Genomic DNA, 16,584 nt, shown 5'->3' with positions numbered 1-16,584 from the left:
TTTTAACATTACTCTCAACTTTATATTACAAGTTTATTTTAATTCAACCCAGACAGGCCAACTCTCTATCATGTTGGCCTGTTTTTCTGTAATCATTTATTTTCAACTTAAAAGACGCTGAGCATTTTGTTTTGCTCAGCGTCTTTTTTGGAATTTTTAACTGTTCTTAACTTTCCGGTCAGCAAAGAAAATGTGGTCGATCTTGAAACGTCGCATTAGAAGAATTAAGAGGGCAACAGCCACAATAGCGATGACCAAGTAGACTGAAGCTGGAAGGTAGATGTTGACTATCTGCATAGCTGGCGACTGAAGAAGCCAGATTATTACGCCAGCCATTACCAGATTCATGACTGACCAAAGAAACAAGTGACTTTGCTTAATCTTGGCCTTGGTTAGTTCCTGGTAGCGAGTAGCAAGATAGCCCATCAAAGGTGCCAGAACCGCGATAGTCAGCCAGCCGATCTGCTTTGCTTGGCTTAGATTGCCGTTTTCCGTAAGTTCATAGATCCCAGCCAAGAGGGAGAACATGGCTAAAAAAGCCAAAGAAGTGATCGTGAAATATTGCCACTTCCCAGTAGGATTGGCATCTTCATCTGGAGACAGCAGCATAGGCGCTAGTTGAGTTGGTGGCAGACCAAATAGTTGCTTGGCGGTTTCACCTTTACTCTGTGCAGCGATAATTTTCGCTAGAAGTGGTTCAATTATTAGCTCAGCTTGTTCATTATCAATCTCGCCTTTCCCTTCGTTAATAAGAATCCGTCTAAGATTAGTTACATATTCTTGGTTCTTTTTAGTCAGTTGCTTTATTAATTCCGCCGTTGGCAAAGTTTTCAAGTACTCGTAGTTGTCTTCGGCTTGAGCAAGCTTGCGCAGCTTGGACTGCTTCGGATTGACAGACAGCTGATTTTTTTCTCTTGCAGTCATAATTAACGATCCTCCAATTTTATTTGCAAATTAATTGTCCTTTTTACATCTATAATATAGCGCTTTCCTGCGCATTATTCAAAGCTTTTTGTGACATAATTGTTCTTTAATGTTGTTTTCATAGGGTAATAAACGTAAAAATTAGCTTGGCCAGCTGACGAAAATACGAAAGAATTAGGCAAAAAACTGTAAGATTAAGCTGTTTGTTGGTCAATAACAAAAAAGAACAAAAAAACACAAAAAACACTTGCAATCTTGTAAGCGGTTAACTATAATAACAATTGAAATCAAACAAAAAAGCACACAAATGATCAGTAAAGCTCATAGGTTTGATTTGTGATTTGAAAGGAGTGCAGTGATGTTGACCGCAACTAAGAAAGGACTGTTCGCTGACGATGCTGTGTTTATCAGCAGCCAAAGCGACAAGGAAGCTGTGATTCGTGAGGTTTACCAGAAATTGCTCGATCGGGGCTACGTGAAAGGTGACTTTATCGAGCATATTTTGGAACGGGAGAACAAGTACCCAACCGGGATCGATACTTCCCCAATTTCCAAGGACTTACCGAATGTGGCAATTCCACATACGGAAGGTGAATTCGTCAATACGCGCATGATTGTACCAATCGAATTGACCCACCCAATCAAGTTCAACAATATGATTGAACCTGACAAGGAATTGGATGTGAAGTTCTTGTTCATGATTTTGAACAACGATCCAGAAGGACAAGCGAACATTCTTGCACAGATCATGGACTTCCTTAACTCAACTCCAGTCGATCAATTGACTAAGCTATTCAATCTCAAGTCTACAAATGAGATTTATGAGTTTATGGCTGATCATTTTAAGCAAGATTAATGTAATTTTTTTAGGAGGAAATACTAATGGCTAGACAAATTAAACTTGTAGCAGCTTGTGGTGCAGGGGTTAACTCATCACACCAAATCAAGGATGCAGTTGAAGCAGAAATGAAGAAGCGTGGTCACAATGTAAAGTGTGACGCAGTTATGATCAAGGACGTTAACGAAGACTTGCTTAACGACTATGACGCTTACCTGACTATTGCTAAGACCGATTTGGCTTTTACCCCTAAGATCCCAGTTGTTGAAGCAGGTCCAATTCTTTACAGAATCCCAGCCATGGCTCAACCAGTCTATGACGAAGTAGAAAAGATTTGTAAGAAGATTGAAGCTGAATAGGATCAGCTCTGATTGCACAATAAGAGAAAAATGAGAAATAAATTTTGTCGGGAGGACAAATAAGAAATGAATGGGATTATTCACTTCGCGAACGCGGTCTTCAAGCCGCTGATCGACATGGGGGCCCCAACAATTATGTTGGTGGTTTTGACTGTCATTGCCTTATGTTTCAGAGTTAAGTTTAGCAAGGCCCTTGAAGGCGGCATGAAGCTGGCAATTGCCTTAACTGCTATCAGTAACGTTATGGCGATGCTGACTAATGCTTTCCAAGTTCCAATGAAGCAATTCGTTGAACACACTGGGATTCACATGGACATCCTGGACATGGGCTGGGCACCTTTGGCTACTATTACCTGGGGTTCACCTTATACCCTGTATTACTTGCTGGTTTTGATCATTTTGAATGTGGTTATGCTGGTTTGGAACAAGACTAACACGCTTGACGTCGATATCTTCGACGTATGGCACTCAGCCTTTGTTGGTTTGTTCAGCATGTACTGTGGTGCACCGTTGTGGTTGTCAACTATTTTGGTGTTGTTCATCGGCACTTTGAAGATCATCAACTCTGACTTGATGAAACCAACCTTTAACGACTTGTTGGATGCTCCAGATTCAAACCCAATGACGACCACTCACATGAACTACATGATGAATCCAATCATCATGGTCTTTGACAAATTATTCGATAAGATCTTCCCATGGCTGGATAAGTTTGACTTTGACTCAGCTAAATTGAATGAAAAGATCGGTTTCTGGGGCAGTCGCTTTGCGATTGGTGTCTACCTTGGGGTCTTCGTTTCACTGCTTGCTGGTACCAATTTTACTACTGAAGCAGGCTGGAAGAACATGTTCACTCTGTCTTTCACTGCCGGTACCTGCATTGAATTGTTCTCAGTAATTGGTTCTTGGTTCATTGCTTCTGTTGAACCACTTTCACAAGGTATCTCAGCTTTTGCTACTAAGAAGTTTGAAGGTCGGACCTTCAACATTGGTTTGGACTGGCCATTCATCGCCGGCCGTTCAGAAATCTGGGCTGCATGTAACGTTTTGGCCCCAATCATGATGCTTGAAGCCATGGTTCTGCCAGGCAACAGATTGATGCCTTTAGGCGGGATCATTGGTATGGGGATTGCTCCAGCTTTGCTGGTTGTCACTCGTGGTAAGATCATCCGCATGATCATCATTGGTGCTTTGGAATTGCCTGTCTTCCTGTGGGCTGGTACGCTGGTTGCCCCATTCGTAACTAACGTTGCTCACCAAGTAGGTGCTTCAATTCCAGCACATACCCTGGTATCTGACACCACTATGGAAGGGCCAGTTGAAAAGTTCTTGGGCTACCTGGTTGGTAACGCTTGGAGCAAGCAAGGCATGTTCATTGTTTACGCGCTCTTGGCTTTAGCCGCTTATCTCCTGCTCTTCATGTGGTACGCAAAGCAAATGAAGAAGCGCAATGCTGAATACGCTGCAGCCAAGGAAAACAAGGACTAGGCTTGACTAACAAATCATAATAATGCTATTTGCTCGGAGGTTTTATCTATGAAGAAGTCTAAATCAAATGTATCGGCTGCTGAGCAGGCACGACGAAACCGTGTATTCCTGTGGACGGTCTTTGTAATCGTCATCAATGCTCTCAGTGTGTTTACCAAGCTTTGGATCTTCCAGGCTCTGGCCATGGTCGGTACGGCATATGCCCTTTACCGAATTGTGGTTTGGGACAACGTGAACAACCGCTACAGCCGCAAGTATTATGACTGGGCTGGTCATAAGAAATCCACCAGCAAAAAGCAAAGTGTGAATTCAAATTAATCTAAATCGATATCAATAGTATACAATCATAATATTTTATTCAGGAGTATAATTCGATGACTAAGATTACTGCAGAAGTTGCAAAACACATGGAAAACTTGTCAACCAAGGATGGGGTTATCTCAGCTTTGGCCATTGACCAAAGAGGTTCTTTGAAGAGAATGCTGGCTGAAGCTGCCAACAAGCCTGCTGATGAAGAAACCATCGTTGAATACAAGAAGGCTGTTTCTGAAGAATTGACTAAGTATGCTTCAGGCATCTTGACTGACCCAGAATACGGCTTGCCAGCAACCAAGGTTCGCGACAAGAACTGTGGTCTCCTTCTCTCATATGAAAAGACTGGCTACGACACTAGCGAACCAGGCAGAATGTGTGACTTGATCGAAAATCAATCAGGCCTGCGGATCAAGGAAGAAGGCGCTGACGCTATCAAGTTCTTGCTTTACTACGACCCAGATGAAGGCGAAAAGATCAACGATAAGAAGCACGCCTTTGTTGAACGTGTTGGTGCTGAAGCTAAGGCCGTTGGCTTGCCATTCTTCTTGGAACTGTTGACTTATGACGCAAATATTGCCGACAACCAAAGTCCAGAATTTGCTAAGGTTAAGGCTCACAAGGTTGTTGAAGCTGAAAAGGAATTCTCAAAGCCGCGTTATGGCGTAACTGTCTTGAAGGTGGAAATTCCATTCAACATTAAATACGTTGAAGGCTTTAATGGTGACAACGAAGTTGTCTACACTCAAGAAGAAGCCAAGAAGCTTTTGAAGGAACAATCTGACGCAACCAACTTGCCATACATCTTCTTGTCAGCTGGCGTTACCTCAGAAGAATTCATCGCTGAAATCAAGATGGCTGAAGAAGCCGGTGCTAAGTTCAACGGCGTGCTGTGTGGCCGTGCAACTTGGAAGCCATCAATCAAGATCTTCGCTGCTGAAGGCGAAGAAGCCGGCCGTGAATGGATGCGGACTCAAGGTAAGGAAAACATCGAGAACCTGAACGCAGCCTTGAGCGGCGCTAAGAGCTGGCGCGACAAGCTGGATGTTGAATAAATCACATTCGGTACTTATCATACATAACTTATCCGTAAATACTCTAACTTTCTATTTAGCTTTTTAGCTAATAACTCATTTATTGCTTTACACATTTACTAAATGGTATTTTTCTCAAAAATTTATTTTTAACAATCGCAGAAACCTACAGCCTCCCCCAAAGGCTGTAGGTTTTCTTTTGCCTTCGCTCTTGATTATGGGATATTATTAGAAACAATTTTTTACACTCTTTGACTATTGTAACGACTTTCGGAATTACGGATGAAGTTACAAGCTTTAGTGCTTTAGCACTTAGGCTTGCAATTCTTTTAGTTACATGTTCTTCACGATCATGCAAGATAATCGTCTTTGTACTAGACTGTTGCAAGAGCTCTTTCCGCTGCTAAAGATCCAGCAAATTTATGACATTAGTAAAATGCTTGAGCCTGAGAAGGTGTAAGTAAACGAAAAAGCGATTTAGCTATACAGCTAAACCGCTTTTTAATTTGTATTGAACTAAACAAGTTGTCTTTTCGTCTTACTTTACTTCCGCCAAGAAACGGTCCCAGCCCGCATTCCCGGCATCGTCATTCTTAAACACGCCTGCATCGGCCAAAACCTGGTCAAAGACGTCGAGTAAAGCCTGCTGAAGCAGATCATCCACGTTGCCTTCGTTCAGGCCACTATGGGCCTGTTTCAGCCCTTCAGCCCAGTCCCGGTGGATCTCAGCCATCTCATTTGGCTGGTCCAGCAGGAACTTTTTCACTTCGGCCATCTCCGCCTTGAGCCGTCCTGGTAAAATGGCCCGGCCCATGACCTCGATCAGGCCGATATTTTCCTTCTTGATGTGCCACTTGTCGGCGTGCGGGTGGAAGAGCCCTAATGGATATTCTTCACTAGTGTTGTTGTCCCGTAAAACCAGCTCTAAGACGTACTGGTCATCGTCCTTGTGGGCGATTGGCGTTACCGTGTGATGCAACACGCCATCCTTTTCCGCCACGATATGGAGGCTCTCATCGCTGTATTTTTGCCATTTGTTAATCACTTCTGTGCCCAGGGCAATCAAGGACGTCGGGTTCTTGCTGATCAGGCGCAGGTCGCTCATTGGCCAGTCGACGATTCCGCCGGTCACGTCTGGGTATTGGGCAAAAGTCAGCTCCTTCTTGATCACGGCGTTCATCATTGGGAAGCGGTGGCCGCCGCCTTGGTAGTGCTCATGAGACAGTAGTGACCCACCGACGATTGGCAAGTCCGCGTTTGAGCCGACCATGTAGTGGGGGAAGGTCTTGATGATCTGGAGCAGGTTGGTCAGGGTCTGTTGGTTGATCACCATTGGCTCATGGATTTCGTCCAAAAAGATGCAGTGCTCGTTAAAGTAAGCATATGGCGAATACTGCATCCCCCATTTTTCCCCGCCAACGTTCATCCGGATGATGCGGAGGTTGCTACGGGCATTCTTGCCGTAAGTGCCCAAGTAGCCTTCATTTTCCAGGCAAAGGTCGCACTTTGGGTAAGAGTCGTCGCGCTTTTTAGCAGCGGCCGCAATCGCCTTTGGATCCTTTTCTGGCTTAGATAGGTTGATGGTGATTTCCAGCGGGTGGCCATAGGAGCTATCGCCTGAGAAAACAACGTTCTTAGCAATCGCGTCTTTTTTGACGTAGTTGTTGTCGATGCAAAGCTGGTAGAACCAGTCGGTTGCGGTCTTAGCTGAATCATGGTACTTGTTCCAGAAGAGGTCATTGACCTTGCTTGGGGCCGGGGTCATTAAGTCGGCCAGTTGGTCAGCCAGGATTTCGCGGCTGGTCTGGTCATCTGGAATTTTCTTCCGGCTAACAGCCAGGTCTACCAATTGGTCCAAAGGATTCCCGTCTTTTTCTTCCACGTCTCCGTCGCCGACCAGAGCCTGGACTTTGTTAAACAGGTAGACCCGGTCGATTTCTTGGTAGTCAGTGTTTTCGATAATTTTTTGGACAAAATTTGCAATTAACATAAAAAGCCTTCTAATTCCTTTCTACAGCTTGTGGGTGCCGTCAACGATCTTGGCTTCGTAGAAGCTTGCTGCGTAGCCGATCTTTTCTTCGTAAACTGCTCCAACCTTTTCTTCGAATTCCTTAGCCTTGTCTTCCTTGACGATGGCAATGGCACTGCCGCCAAAGCCGCCCCCAATCATCCGGGCGCAGAGGACGCCGTCTTGCCGCCAAGCCGTTTCAGCCAGGGTGTCCAGCTCCTTGCCAGTGACTTCGTAGTCAAAGTGAAGAGATACGTGAGAAGCGTTGATCAGGCGGCCCAGCTTTTCCAGGTCCTTGTCCATCATGGCTTCTGTTGCCTTGATGGTGCGCTGGTTTTCGCTAACGGCGTGGCGGGCCCGCTTGAGCAGGGTTTCGTCATTGATCAGGTAAGAGTATTCGTCCAGGGTTTCTTCGTTAATGTCGCCAAGATGTTCGATCTTGAGCTTTTGCTGCAATTTCTTGGTGGCTTCTTGGCATTCCCGTACTCGGTCGTTATAAGCGGAGTCAGCCAGGGTGTGCTTCTTGTTGGTGGACATGATGATGATTTCGTAATCGCCCAGGTTCAGTGGTAGGTACTTGTACTTCAAGCTTGCACAGTCTAAGAAGATAGCGTGGTCCTTCTTGCCCATGTTGACGGCAAATTGGTCCATGATGCCAGAGGATAAGCCGATAAACTCGTTTTCGGTCTTTTGCCCAAGCTGGGCCATTCTGACTGGATCAACGCTCAAGTTGAATTCTTCAGTTAAAACCTTGCCGATCAGCATTTCGATGGAGGCTGATGAGGAAAGACCTGCACCATATGGCAGGTTGCCCCAGACGTAAAGGTTGAAGCCGTGGTCTAGCGGTTTTGTTTCTTCTTGAACATAAGCGATCATGCCCTTGAAGTAGTTGATCCACTTGTGGTCAGGGTCTTTTTCTAGACTAGTGTCGCCAATGGCAAAAGTGACGACGTCATCGTTCATGTTGCCTGAGCAAACGGAAATTTGCTTGTCGCTGCGTGAACCGTAGGCAGCGTAGGTCCCCAGGCTGATGGCGCAAGGGAAGACGTGACCGCCGTTGTAGTCGGTGTGTTCACCGATAATGTTGATCCGGCCCGGTGAGAAGAAAGTATCGAAGGCTGGTTCGTTAAATGTCTTTTCAAAGTTGTCTTTTAAAAATTGGGTGTTCATTTTTTGCTCCTGTTTGTTATAATTTGTTTGATAATTATATTTTAAACGCTTCCAGCGCAAAAATAAACATTGAACTAACAAAAAAGGACGAAAAGAGAAAAAATGAAGATTCAAATCAAAAAATACGGTTATCTGCAGGGCAAGAACTTGTGCGAATTTACTTTAACTAACGATCAAGGGATGCAGGTGAAACTGCTGAACTACGGGGCAACAGCAGAAGATGTGCTGGTTCCGCTGAAAAATGGCGAAGAACGGCATGTTATTTTGGCACTGAACAAGCCAGAAGACTACGACAAAGAGCGGAACTTCTTGGGCGGAACAGTTGGCCGGATTGCTGGTCGGGTTTACCGGGGCCAGTGGCAAAATGGCCCACATATCTTGCAGCTGCCACAAAATGATGGGGAAAACCACATCCATGGCGGCTTTGGGACCGACCAGCGCGTTTGGGATTTCCGGCCAGAAAAGGGGACAGACTACGTCAGTGTCCACTTTAGCCTGCTGGACTACGATGGCCATAACGGCTTTCCGGGCAATCTGCAGCTAGAGACGACCTACACCTTGACTAACGACAATGAGTTGTCATGTCAGATGACGGCCTACTCTGATCAGCTGACCATTTTTAACCCGACCAACCACACCTACTTCTGCTTAGACGGCTTGGGCAGTCAGGTAGATCAAACGCTGCTTAAGCTGGATGCCGACTACTACCTGCCAGTAAAAGGCGATGGGGTGCCGACTGGTGAGATGAAGAGCGTTGAAGGGACCGTTTTTGACTTCCGTGAAAATCGCCCAGTGGGGCAAGCTATTTTGTCTGACGATGAGCAGATTCAGGCCCGGAATGGTTTAGACCACCCCTTTGTTTTGAATGGGTCAAAGCCGGCTGCTGTTTTAACTGCTAGTGATGGTCTGGTCAAGCTGGCCCTGACCACCGACGCACCAGCCTTGGTTTTATATACTGCCAACCATTTTGGCAAGGGGCGCAGCGAGGTTAATACTCTGCCGCACTTTGGCGGGATCACCCTGGAAGCTCAAGCAGCGCCGCTTCCGGGCAGTGATCTTGGCGCGATTACCGTCATGCCCGGCAAGACTTGGGAGCGGCACATCGCCTGGAAGTACGAGTTCTAATTTTTAAAAGTAAAAAAATAAAAGAAAAGCAAAAGCATAGAAAGAAGCACAAAAATGATCTTAACTGTAACCATGAATCCCTCAATTGATATTTCCTACCAACTAGACCACTTGGTAATCGATGACGTAAACCGCGTCAGCCAAGTCGATAAAGTGGCCGGAGGCAAGGGGCTGAACGTCTCCAAGGTGATCAACCTGCTCAACTGTGATGTCTTAGCTACTGGGATTACCGGCGGCTACTTTGGCCAATTTATCGAAAATCAGCTTAAGCAGCTGGAACTGGCTTACAAGTTCTACCATATCGACCAAGAAACCCGCAGCTGCATCGCTATCTTGCACGACGGCGGTAAGCAGACCGAAGTTTTGGAAGGTGGCCCAGTTTTATCTGAAAAAGAGGGCCAAGCCTTTTTGGACCACTTCCAAGGGCTGCTCAAAGATGCCAACCTGGTTACCATGTCTGGCTCTTTGCCAAAAGGTCTTGGCAGTGACTACTACGCTAAGATGGTTGACTTGATTCATGCCAGTGGCAAAAAGGCGCTGCTGGACACGTCAGGTGCCAGTTTAGCCGATGCCTTATCTGCTAAGCCAGACTTGATCAAGCCTAATGAAAGTGAGCTGCAGCAGCTTCTGGGTCAAAAGATTGATTTGGATGATGAGGAAGCCTTGAAAAAGGCCTTATCTAGTGAGGTTTTCGACGGTATTGAATGGATCGTTGTGTCTTTGGGAGCCAAGGGGGCTTTTGCCAAGCATAACGACCAATTCTTTGAAGCCAAAATTCCGAAGATCAAGGTGGTCAGTCCGGTTGGCTCTGGCGACTCCACTTTGGCTGGGATGGCAGTAGCCATGGATAGTGGCCTGGCACCCCAGGAAGTTTTGAAGTATGGGATGACGACGGGGATGCTGAATACCATGCAGGCTAAGACTGGCTGGATCGACCCTGAACTCTTTACCGAATACCATGATCAAGTCCAAGTTGTTGAAAAGTAGAAAATATTTTATCAAAGAGAGACTAAAAATGACTGAATTACTAACTTTAACAAACGATCAACTAGAAGTAAAAATTTCAACATTAGGTGCGGAAGTCCAAAGTGCTAAGAATTTGCAAGATGGCTTTGAATACATCTGGCAGGCTGACAAGCAATACTGGGGACGGCATGCGCCAATTCTGTTTCCATTTATTGGTCGCTCAAACGAGAATAGCTACCTGCTTAATGGGCAAAAATACGCTATGAAGCAGCATGGCTTTTTACGCGACTACGACTTTGCCCTTGAAGAAGTGAAAAAAGATTCCGCTGTTTTAACCTTTGTGTCAAATGCGGAAACCCTGGAAGTCTATCCATACGACTTTACGGTGCGAATCAGCTACCAGCTGCAAGGCAAGCAGCTGCTGATTAGTTACGCCATCACCAACAATACGGATCAAGAAATGTATTACTCGCTTGGCTTCCACCCAGCCTTCAATTTGGAAGGGGACTTGAGCAATTATCGCTTGAATTTTGAACCGCAGACTAACAGCTTGACTGAACTCTTGATTGATCCAGCACCGTTTAGAAGCGGCAAGGAAGCAGAAGTTGCCTTGAAGGATTCAAGTTTGCCAGTCAGCTACCCGATGTTGGATGCAGGCTTGCGGATTTACGACGCGCAAAAGCTTCGTGAGGTGACCCTTGTCAGTGGTCACCAACATGCCATTCGCTTGGAGTTGTCTGACTTCCCATACTTGGCAATTTGGAGTCCAGAAGAAAAGCATGCGCCATTTTTGTGCGTAGAGGGCTTTAGAGGCCTGCCTGATCAATACGGCAAGGTTGGTGAAATAGCTGATAAGAAGGGTGAACAAGTAATTGCGCCGGAACGTGGGGAAGTAGTTTCGACATCAATCAGCTTTTTCTAACTAACTGAGCATATCAATGTGAAAAGAAGGGGAATTCTGATCAAAAATGTTAGAAGTACCACCTTCTTTTTTCTTGCCTACGAAAAGCGATCAAACCGCTTTTGGCAACATACACGAAAAAATACCGAAAAATGTGGTATTCTTTTAGTAAAAAAGTATTGAAAAAAGCGGTTGCAGATGTTATATTATGTTTGTAAGCGAACATAACCTATCATTGGCAACCAAGGAGTGTTAGAAAATGTTAAAAAGAGAACGCCTTGATTTAATAATGAAGATGGTTACCGAGCAGAACTTTATCGCGGTATCAGACTTAGCAAAGACGATGAACGTTTCAGAAATGACTATTCGCCGTGACCTAGATGAGCTATCTAAGGCTGGTAAGGTGATTCGCCTCCACGGCGGCGTTCAGGCCCTGTCTTTGCAAATGAAGACTGAGCAGAATTTTCATGAAAAAAGGGAAATTCACATCGCTGAAAAGAAGGAGATTGCAGCAATTGCTGCCAGTCTAGTCGAAGATAATGAAACGATTTATGTTGGACCCGGTACTACTTTAGAGTTTATGGTCGCTCGCTTAGATCAAGAGAATTTGCGAATCGTTACGAATTCACTGCCGGTTTTTGAAACAGCTCGAAAGAATCCCCACAACTACCAGTTGATCTTGGTTGGCGGCTCTTACCGCCGAATCAGTGGGACTTTTTATGGAGCCTTGGCTAATGATGAATTGGATTCAATGAATTATGATAAAGCCTTTGTTGGCGTAAACGGGATTAGCGATGCTGAGCTGCTGACAGCTGACATTGAGGAAGGGCAAACTCAAAGCATCGGTTTGAACAACGCTCAAAAGAAAGTAGTTGTTGCCGACATGTATAAGTTTAACCACCGAGACTTTTACCAGTTCTACAGCCTGTACGACATTGATGAATTAGTAACTAATAAGCAAGCTTCTCCTGACGTGTTGGAATATTATCGGCAATATACGTCAATCCGTACCGGTATTGACAGCTAAACGAAAGGAAGCATAACAATGAAAGTTGTTATCGGAAGCGACAAAGACGGTTTTGAATTGAAGGAAGAAGTTAAGGACTACCTTCAAAAGCACGATTATGAAGTTGTAGATGTTACCCCAGAACCTGCTGAAGACTTTGTAGAATCAAGTCTGAAGGTTACCCATGAAGTTTTGGACAACGGCATCAAGAAGGCGGTAATGTTTGACCGCTACGGCGTTGGTTCAGCCATGGCTTCCAACAAGGTTAAGGGCATGGTAACAGCTAACGTTAACGAAGAACGGACTGCTCACATGACGGCGATGCACAACGGTGCTAAGGCAATTGCTTTGGGCAGCGGCGTGGTTGGGCCAGACCTGGCTAATACCATTGTTCAAAGATACTTAGACACTGAATACGCAGCTGGCAGACACCAAGTTCGCTTGGACATGCTTGAAAAGATGATTTAGCTTGAGTTAACGGAGGCTTTTTTAAAATGTTAGATAATGATCGTCCACAACCAGAATACGTTGATGCAAAAATTGACAAGCACACTGTCATCGCTTTAGGTAATGACCACATTGTTACGGCAACCAAGATGCTGATTTCTGACCACTTGAAGGCTGCCGGCTATCAAGTCTTGGACATGGGGACTTACGACAATAGCCGGACTCACTACCCAATGTACGGTAAGAGAGTTGCTGAAGCCGTAGCTGACGGCCGGGCTGACCTTGGGATCGTTCTTTGCGGGACCGGGATCGGGATCTCAACCGCTGCTGACAAGAATGAAGGTATTCGCGCCGCCATGGTTGGTGACCAAACCCAAGCTATTTACGCCCGCGAAGAATTGAACGCTAATGTTTTAGGCTTTGGCGGGATCGTTTTGGGCCGCGACTTTATTTTTGACATTGTTGATGGCTTCTTGAACGCTAAGTACAAGCCAAGCGATGAAAATAAGAAGCTGATTGACAAGATCGACCACATTGCTAAGCCAAACCCAGACCAAAAGGACAATGAACACTTCTTTGACGAAGAAAACAAGAAGTGGGCTGAAGGCGTCTACCACGACTAAGAGGCGAGCCATGAGTAGATTAGAGGAATTTAGAGCAGCTAACCCTGATCTTGAAATCTTGCCTGTAACGGACTCAAGCTTTGCGGACTTTGGCGTGATCTACAATTATCCGTTAGCGGAAATCGAAGACGTGATGAACCACGTCACTATGCCAGAGTCTGGCTCAACTTACCTGCAGTCAATTCCTGAACTTGAAAAGACAGAAGCCATTCAAGCCATTGGCCGGGATGTCTTTGCAGGGATGCCAATTGATGCCGGGGCCACGATTGGTCACACGGATGATTTTTCTGCTTTTGAGTACCACCAATGTTCTGAACTCAACATTATGCTAGATGACGTTGTGATGTTTTTTGCTAAAAGGCAGACCCTGGACAAGCAAGGAACAATTGATCCGCGCCGGGATGGCAAGATCTATTACGTGCCAAAGGGCACGATCGTTGAACTCTACAACACGACTCTGCATTATGCGCCAATCGAAGTCACTAAGAGTGGCTATAAGGTAATCGTAGTCGTTTTACATGGTACTAACTTGCCGCTGCCAGCTGGCTTTAAGAGCGGCAACCCGCGTGTGGTTAAGCAAGGTAAGTTCCAAGTGGTTCACCCAGTGCGGCAAGACAAGATTGCTCAAGGCTACCAAGTAGCCCTTACCGGAAAGTTGATTGAAACCAAGCCATTAAACTAACTTACATCTGAAGGCGCAAAAAAGAGCTAGATTTGTTCTAGCTCTTTTTTCATATTTTTCGGAAATGATGAAAAGCTTGAAATGTCGAAGGCGAGCAGGTTCTGATGGTAGGGTCGTTAAGGAATTAAGAAATAACAAAATCACACGTTCGTTAAATGATAGCGCTTTTATTAGAGAGAAGAGTATGGTAGACTTATTCTTTGTGAGGTAATTTACATTGCCTAGTAAGTATACAGTTGATTTCATATATTACATTGTAGATAAAAATGGAAGAAATTGAGAAATATGTAAATAAATGGCTTGCCGCCACTGTGTTTTCGGAAGAATTATCTCAGGATCTAGAAGAAAAAGAAATCTCCATACTTAGTTTGCTTTTTACCAAGCGTCGGTTAATTCTAATTAATACTGAGACCAAAGATATGATTAAAAAGGGCGTTGCAATTTTAAAAGCGAAGTTGCGCTCAGCAGTAAGAACTTTTTTAAAGGAAAAGCATCCGCTAAAGACTGAAGCCGAGGAAGCTGCGTGTTTTCTTTTAAGACTCATTTGGTCCAGGACTAAGGCAATAGAGAACGTTTCTAAGAAAGAGCGGCATTTTTTATCTCTACCGGAAATGAAGGAATACATTCTAGTTGGTCAAAAGAAGATTTTTGTCCGGAATAACCTTTTTCATGTGAATATTGACTCAAAGGTAGATTTAGTAACTCTCGATGAACTGCTAGATTGTCCGCATTCGGCGGCATTAGATCTGATGTTGACTGGAAAGGTGACTGAAAGCAGTGAACTAAAGAGTTTTTTAGCCTTGTTTGGGATGATTTATGAAGTAAAAAAGTATAGGGGGTACTTTGAAGAAGGAATGAAATGGCGCGGCTTCCAGCACTCCAGTCACGTGGATGATCAGCGGGTGTATTACCTGATCAAGTTTTTAGAGCCAGCCAAACAAGAACTGCCTCAATATGATAATGTTGGTTATGGAATGAGGCATGCTTTTAAATACTATGATCAAAAACTTAGGTGAGATATGGATTATTTGTATGACAAGAGCTGGTATCAGGAGGCTTATCAAGCCGGAAGCTTGCTAGCTGAGCCGGCCAACAACTATCGGATCGATGGTAACTTTATTGTTGCTTTTGGTTTCGAAAAAGGGATTCTGGGCGACTACCGAACTTTAGTTGTAGATGCTAAAAGGGGCGAGCTGCTGCTTAAGCAAAGTACGAATTCTTTGCTCACTCACTTAGTTAACGATGATCTTTTTGGCGGCATACTTTTGCAAAAAGCAATCAGCGAGATACTAAAAATTAAGGAGCAGCATGTCGTCTCAACTGGCGGCGGGGCCATTTTTTCACTAGAGTCTTTTCACACATCGGGAACTGATCTTGTCGCGCTGCAAAAAATGGAGAAAGTTGAGTGCCGAGGCAAGCAGATTATGTTTACAGAACTGGCAAGCAGCAACCATTACTTGCTCGATCCACCGCGGTCTTTTGCCCAAAGCTATAAGCAAGAGGGAGAAAGCATAATGCATAATGCCTTCTATACCGCCTTGCTGCATCGGATGAATGGTAATTTAAGTTCTGAGGTGTTAGGTGGAACGGCTAGTGGCCTGCTCAATCGCCCCCAGTACCAGCAGTTTGTAGATAACTATCTTGCGCGCGAAGGAATTACTTTGAAAAAGCTGATGGATCAAATTGAAGATGGAAAGCGGGTTAGGATCAAGAAGCGGTTTAAAGACTTGAATTTGCCAGTTCAGGCAATGGATTTAGATTACGTTTTTGAGCAAACAGATAAAGACGGAAAATTTAGGATGTAAAAAGCGTCAAACCATTTAGGTTTGACGCTTATTTCTTATTCCAGTTGCTGCCGCAATTTTTCTAGGGCCTGCTTTTTGATCCGGCTGGTTGTCCGGTAGGGCAGGTTCAAGAGGTCGGCGGTTTCCTTCAGGCTGTAGCCTTGGATCAGATTTTGGCCGAGGACGATTTTTTCCAAATCTGGCAGCTGCTTCCAGGCGATTTTGAGCGCGAGCGGCCATTCGGCGGGCTTGGCTGGTAAAAGGAAGGCCGCCTCCAGGCTTTGCTGGTGGTCGGAGCGGCGCTGATTCTTTTTTAACAAATCAAGCGTGCGCCAGAGCACCTTTTTAAAAGCGAGGCGATCAACCTCCTCATCGGACAGGTGGGGATCGCGGCTGGCCAGGCATTTGGCGTAGACCAGGATCCCCTCCTGAAAGAGGTCCTCGTAATCGGTGTAGCTGCGGTAAACGTGGGCGGACTTCAAAGCGCCGGCGACAAGTTTTTGCTTGGACCAGGCTTCGGCAATTTTGTAACGACTAATCATGTGTGACTCCTTAAAGTGGTGTCACAAGGCCTTGTGCAAGTATTAGATTAGCCGTTTGGCGAGCGCGGCGCTTACCGAGGTGGGGAGGCGGGCGCCCGCCGAACTAGTGTCTTTACACTTTTTGGAAAAAGTAAGAGTGGCGACGCGGCGCGGTTTTGGCGGGAGGCTGCCTGGGTAAAAAAAGGGCGGCCGATTCCCCCAAATCTAGTTAGCCAAGTCGTTTTTTGCCAGTTGCTTCCCCCAACCTTTGTTAGCCAAGCTACTTTTTGCCGGTTGCTTCCCCCAACCTTTGTTAGCCAAGCTACTTTTTGCCAGTTGCTTCCCCTAACCTTTGTTAGTCAAGCCTAAAAATCACCTGGCTACGTCATTGGGGGG

At 45.3% G+C, this 16,584-nt stretch carries 18 protein-coding genes; 14 read left to right on the top strand and 4 right to left on the bottom strand.

Annotated features, from left to right (window positions below; genetic code table 11):
* Positions 1–156: 156 nt before the first annotated feature.
* The gene (locus FC20_RS05430) at positions 157–924 is read right to left on the bottom strand and encodes a DUF1129 family protein (RefSeq protein WP_008460616.1); all 768 of its coding nucleotides are present in this window, start codon (positions 922–924) and stop codon (positions 157–159) included.
* 358 nt (positions 925–1,282) lie between these two features.
* On the opposite strand from FC20_RS05430, the gene FC20_RS05425 reads away from it, so the two are divergent.
* The 5 genes from FC20_RS05425 to FC20_RS05405 all read left to right on the top strand — a co-directional run bounded on the left by FC20_RS05425 (position 1,283) and on the right by FC20_RS05405 (position 4,976).
* A complete protein-coding gene (locus tag FC20_RS05425) occupies positions 1,283–1,780 on the top strand; it encodes a PTS sugar transporter subunit IIA (protein ID WP_008460614.1) in 498 nt (165 codons plus the stop codon).
* 26 nt (positions 1,781–1,806) lie between these two features.
* Complete coding sequence (locus FC20_RS05420; protein WP_008460611.1) at positions 1,807–2,121, top strand: PTS sugar transporter subunit IIB; 315 nt, start codon at positions 1,807–1,809, stop codon at positions 2,119–2,121.
* Positions 2,122–2,187: 66 nt separating this feature from the next.
* Entirely contained in the window at positions 2,188–3,609 is a 1,422-nt protein-coding gene (locus tag FC20_RS05415) for a PTS transporter subunit IIC (RefSeq protein WP_008460609.1), read from the top strand.
* A gap of 48 nt (positions 3,610–3,657) precedes the next feature.
* Complete coding sequence (locus tag FC20_RS05410) at positions 3,658–3,927, top strand: hypothetical protein (RefSeq protein ID WP_008460607.1); 270 nt, start codon at positions 3,658–3,660, stop codon at positions 3,925–3,927.
* Positions 3,928–3,983: 56 nt separating this feature from the next.
* Positions 3,984–4,976: a tagatose 1,6-diphosphate aldolase gene (locus FC20_RS05405; protein WP_008460605.1), complete on the top strand. Its 993-nt coding sequence runs from the start codon at positions 3,984–3,986 to the stop codon at positions 4,974–4,976.
* A gap of 517 nt (positions 4,977–5,493) precedes the next feature.
* Here FC20_RS05405 and FC20_RS05400 read toward each other — a convergent pair.
* Entirely contained in the window at positions 5,494–6,945 is a 1,452-nt protein-coding gene (locus FC20_RS05400) for a UDP-glucose--hexose-1-phosphate uridylyltransferase (RefSeq protein ID WP_008460603.1), read from the bottom strand.
* A 21-nt stretch (positions 6,946–6,966) separates the two neighbouring features.
* A complete protein-coding gene (locus FC20_RS05395; protein ID WP_008460601.1) occupies positions 6,967–8,133 on the bottom strand; it encodes a galactokinase in 1,167 nt (388 codons plus the stop codon).
* A gap of 102 nt (positions 8,134–8,235) precedes the next feature.
* Between FC20_RS05395 and FC20_RS05390 the strand changes: the two genes are divergently transcribed.
* From FC20_RS05390 to FC20_RS05350, 9 genes are all read left to right on the top strand, one after another.
* Positions 8,236–9,258, top strand: a complete 1,023-nt coding sequence (locus FC20_RS05390) for an aldose epimerase family protein (RefSeq protein ID WP_008460598.1) — start codon at positions 8,236–8,238, stop codon at positions 9,256–9,258.
* Positions 9,259–9,312: 54 nt separating this feature from the next.
* Positions 9,313–10,245, top strand: a complete 933-nt coding sequence (locus FC20_RS05385) for a hexose kinase (RefSeq protein ID WP_008460595.1) — start codon at positions 9,313–9,315, stop codon at positions 10,243–10,245.
* A gap of 28 nt (positions 10,246–10,273) precedes the next feature.
* Positions 10,274–11,146: an aldose 1-epimerase family protein gene (locus FC20_RS05380; RefSeq protein WP_008460593.1), complete on the top strand. Its 873-nt coding sequence runs from the start codon at positions 10,274–10,276 to the stop codon at positions 11,144–11,146.
* A 238-nt stretch (positions 11,147–11,384) separates the two neighbouring features.
* Positions 11,385–12,152, top strand: a complete 768-nt coding sequence (locus tag FC20_RS05375; RefSeq protein ID WP_008460591.1) for a DeoR/GlpR family DNA-binding transcription regulator — start codon at positions 11,385–11,387, stop codon at positions 12,150–12,152.
* Between the two features lie 18 nt (positions 12,153–12,170).
* Positions 12,171–12,599 carry a galactose-6-phosphate isomerase subunit LacA gene (lacA, locus tag FC20_RS05370; protein WP_008460590.1) on the top strand — a complete coding sequence of 143 codons (429 nt, stop codon included), beginning with the start codon at positions 12,171–12,173 and terminating at the stop codon, positions 12,597–12,599.
* Positions 12,600–12,625: 26 nt separating this feature from the next.
* A complete protein-coding gene (gene lacB / locus FC20_RS05365) occupies positions 12,626–13,201 on the top strand; it encodes a galactose-6-phosphate isomerase subunit LacB (protein WP_008460588.1) in 576 nt (191 codons plus the stop codon).
* Between the two features lie 10 nt (positions 13,202–13,211).
* A complete protein-coding gene (locus tag FC20_RS05360; protein WP_008460586.1) occupies positions 13,212–13,883 on the top strand; it encodes a DUF4867 family protein in 672 nt (223 codons plus the stop codon).
* A 266-nt stretch (positions 13,884–14,149) separates the two neighbouring features.
* The gene (locus FC20_RS05355) at positions 14,150–14,899 is read left to right on the top strand and encodes a hypothetical protein (protein WP_008460584.1); all 750 of its coding nucleotides are present in this window, start codon (positions 14,150–14,152) and stop codon (positions 14,897–14,899) included.
* 3 nt (positions 14,900–14,902) lie between these two features.
* Positions 14,903–15,688: a hypothetical protein gene (locus tag FC20_RS05350; RefSeq protein WP_008460582.1), complete on the top strand. Its 786-nt coding sequence runs from the start codon at positions 14,903–14,905 to the stop codon at positions 15,686–15,688.
* Between the two features lie 35 nt (positions 15,689–15,723).
* On the opposite strand, the gene FC20_RS05345 is transcribed toward FC20_RS05350, so the two are convergent.
* Positions 15,724–16,209 (bottom strand): RNA polymerase sigma factor, encoded by a 486-nt coding sequence (locus tag FC20_RS05345; RefSeq protein ID WP_008460579.1) that lies wholly within the window; start codon positions 16,207–16,209, stop codon positions 15,724–15,726.
* Positions 16,210–16,584 lie beyond the last annotated feature (375 nt).

The organism is Lactobacillus equicursoris DSM 19284 = JCM 14600 = CIP 110162, from assembly GCF_001434815.1.
GTDB lineage: Bacteria > Bacillota > Bacilli > Lactobacillales > Lactobacillaceae > Lactobacillus > Lactobacillus equicursoris.
Note: the sequence above shows the minus strand (reverse complement) of the source record. Positions and strands in the feature narration are given on the sequence as shown.

Coding starts and splice junctions, on each gene's coding strand:
- FC20_RS05430 (WP_008460616.1), bottom strand. CDS start 924: ATGACTGCAAGAGAAAAAAATCAGCTGTCTGTCAATCCGAAGCAGTCC.
- FC20_RS05425 (WP_008460614.1), top strand. CDS start 1,283: ATGTTGACCGCAACTAAGAAAGGACTGTTCGCTGACGATGCTGTGTTT.
- FC20_RS05420 (WP_008460611.1), top strand. CDS start 1,807: ATGGCTAGACAAATTAAACTTGTAGCAGCTTGTGGTGCAGGGGTTAAC.
- FC20_RS05415 (WP_008460609.1), top strand. CDS start 2,188: ATGAATGGGATTATTCACTTCGCGAACGCGGTCTTCAAGCCGCTGATC.
- FC20_RS05410 (WP_008460607.1), top strand. CDS start 3,658: ATGAAGAAGTCTAAATCAAATGTATCGGCTGCTGAGCAGGCACGACGA.
- FC20_RS05405 (WP_008460605.1), top strand. CDS start 3,984: ATGACTAAGATTACTGCAGAAGTTGCAAAACACATGGAAAACTTGTCA.
- FC20_RS05400 (WP_008460603.1), bottom strand. CDS start 6,945: ATGTTAATTGCAAATTTTGTCCAAAAAATTATCGAAAACACTGACTAC.
- FC20_RS05395 (WP_008460601.1), bottom strand. CDS start 8,133: ATGAACACCCAATTTTTAAAAGACAACTTTGAAAAGACATTTAACGAA.
- FC20_RS05390 (WP_008460598.1), top strand. CDS start 8,236: ATGAAGATTCAAATCAAAAAATACGGTTATCTGCAGGGCAAGAACTTG.
- FC20_RS05385 (WP_008460595.1), top strand. CDS start 9,313: ATGATCTTAACTGTAACCATGAATCCCTCAATTGATATTTCCTACCAA.
- FC20_RS05380 (WP_008460593.1), top strand. CDS start 10,274: ATGACTGAATTACTAACTTTAACAAACGATCAACTAGAAGTAAAAATT.
- FC20_RS05375 (WP_008460591.1), top strand. CDS start 11,385: ATGTTAAAAAGAGAACGCCTTGATTTAATAATGAAGATGGTTACCGAG.
- lacA (WP_008460590.1), top strand. CDS start 12,171: ATGAAAGTTGTTATCGGAAGCGACAAAGACGGTTTTGAATTGAAGGAA.
- lacB (WP_008460588.1), top strand. CDS start 12,626: ATGTTAGATAATGATCGTCCACAACCAGAATACGTTGATGCAAAAATT.
- FC20_RS05360 (WP_008460586.1), top strand. CDS start 13,212: ATGAGTAGATTAGAGGAATTTAGAGCAGCTAACCCTGATCTTGAAATC.
- FC20_RS05355 (WP_008460584.1), top strand. CDS start 14,150: ATGGAAGAAATTGAGAAATATGTAAATAAATGGCTTGCCGCCACTGTG.
- FC20_RS05350 (WP_008460582.1), top strand. CDS start 14,903: ATGGATTATTTGTATGACAAGAGCTGGTATCAGGAGGCTTATCAAGCC.
- FC20_RS05345 (WP_008460579.1), bottom strand. CDS start 16,209: ATGATTAGTCGTTACAAAATTGCCGAAGCCTGGTCCAAGCAAAAACTT.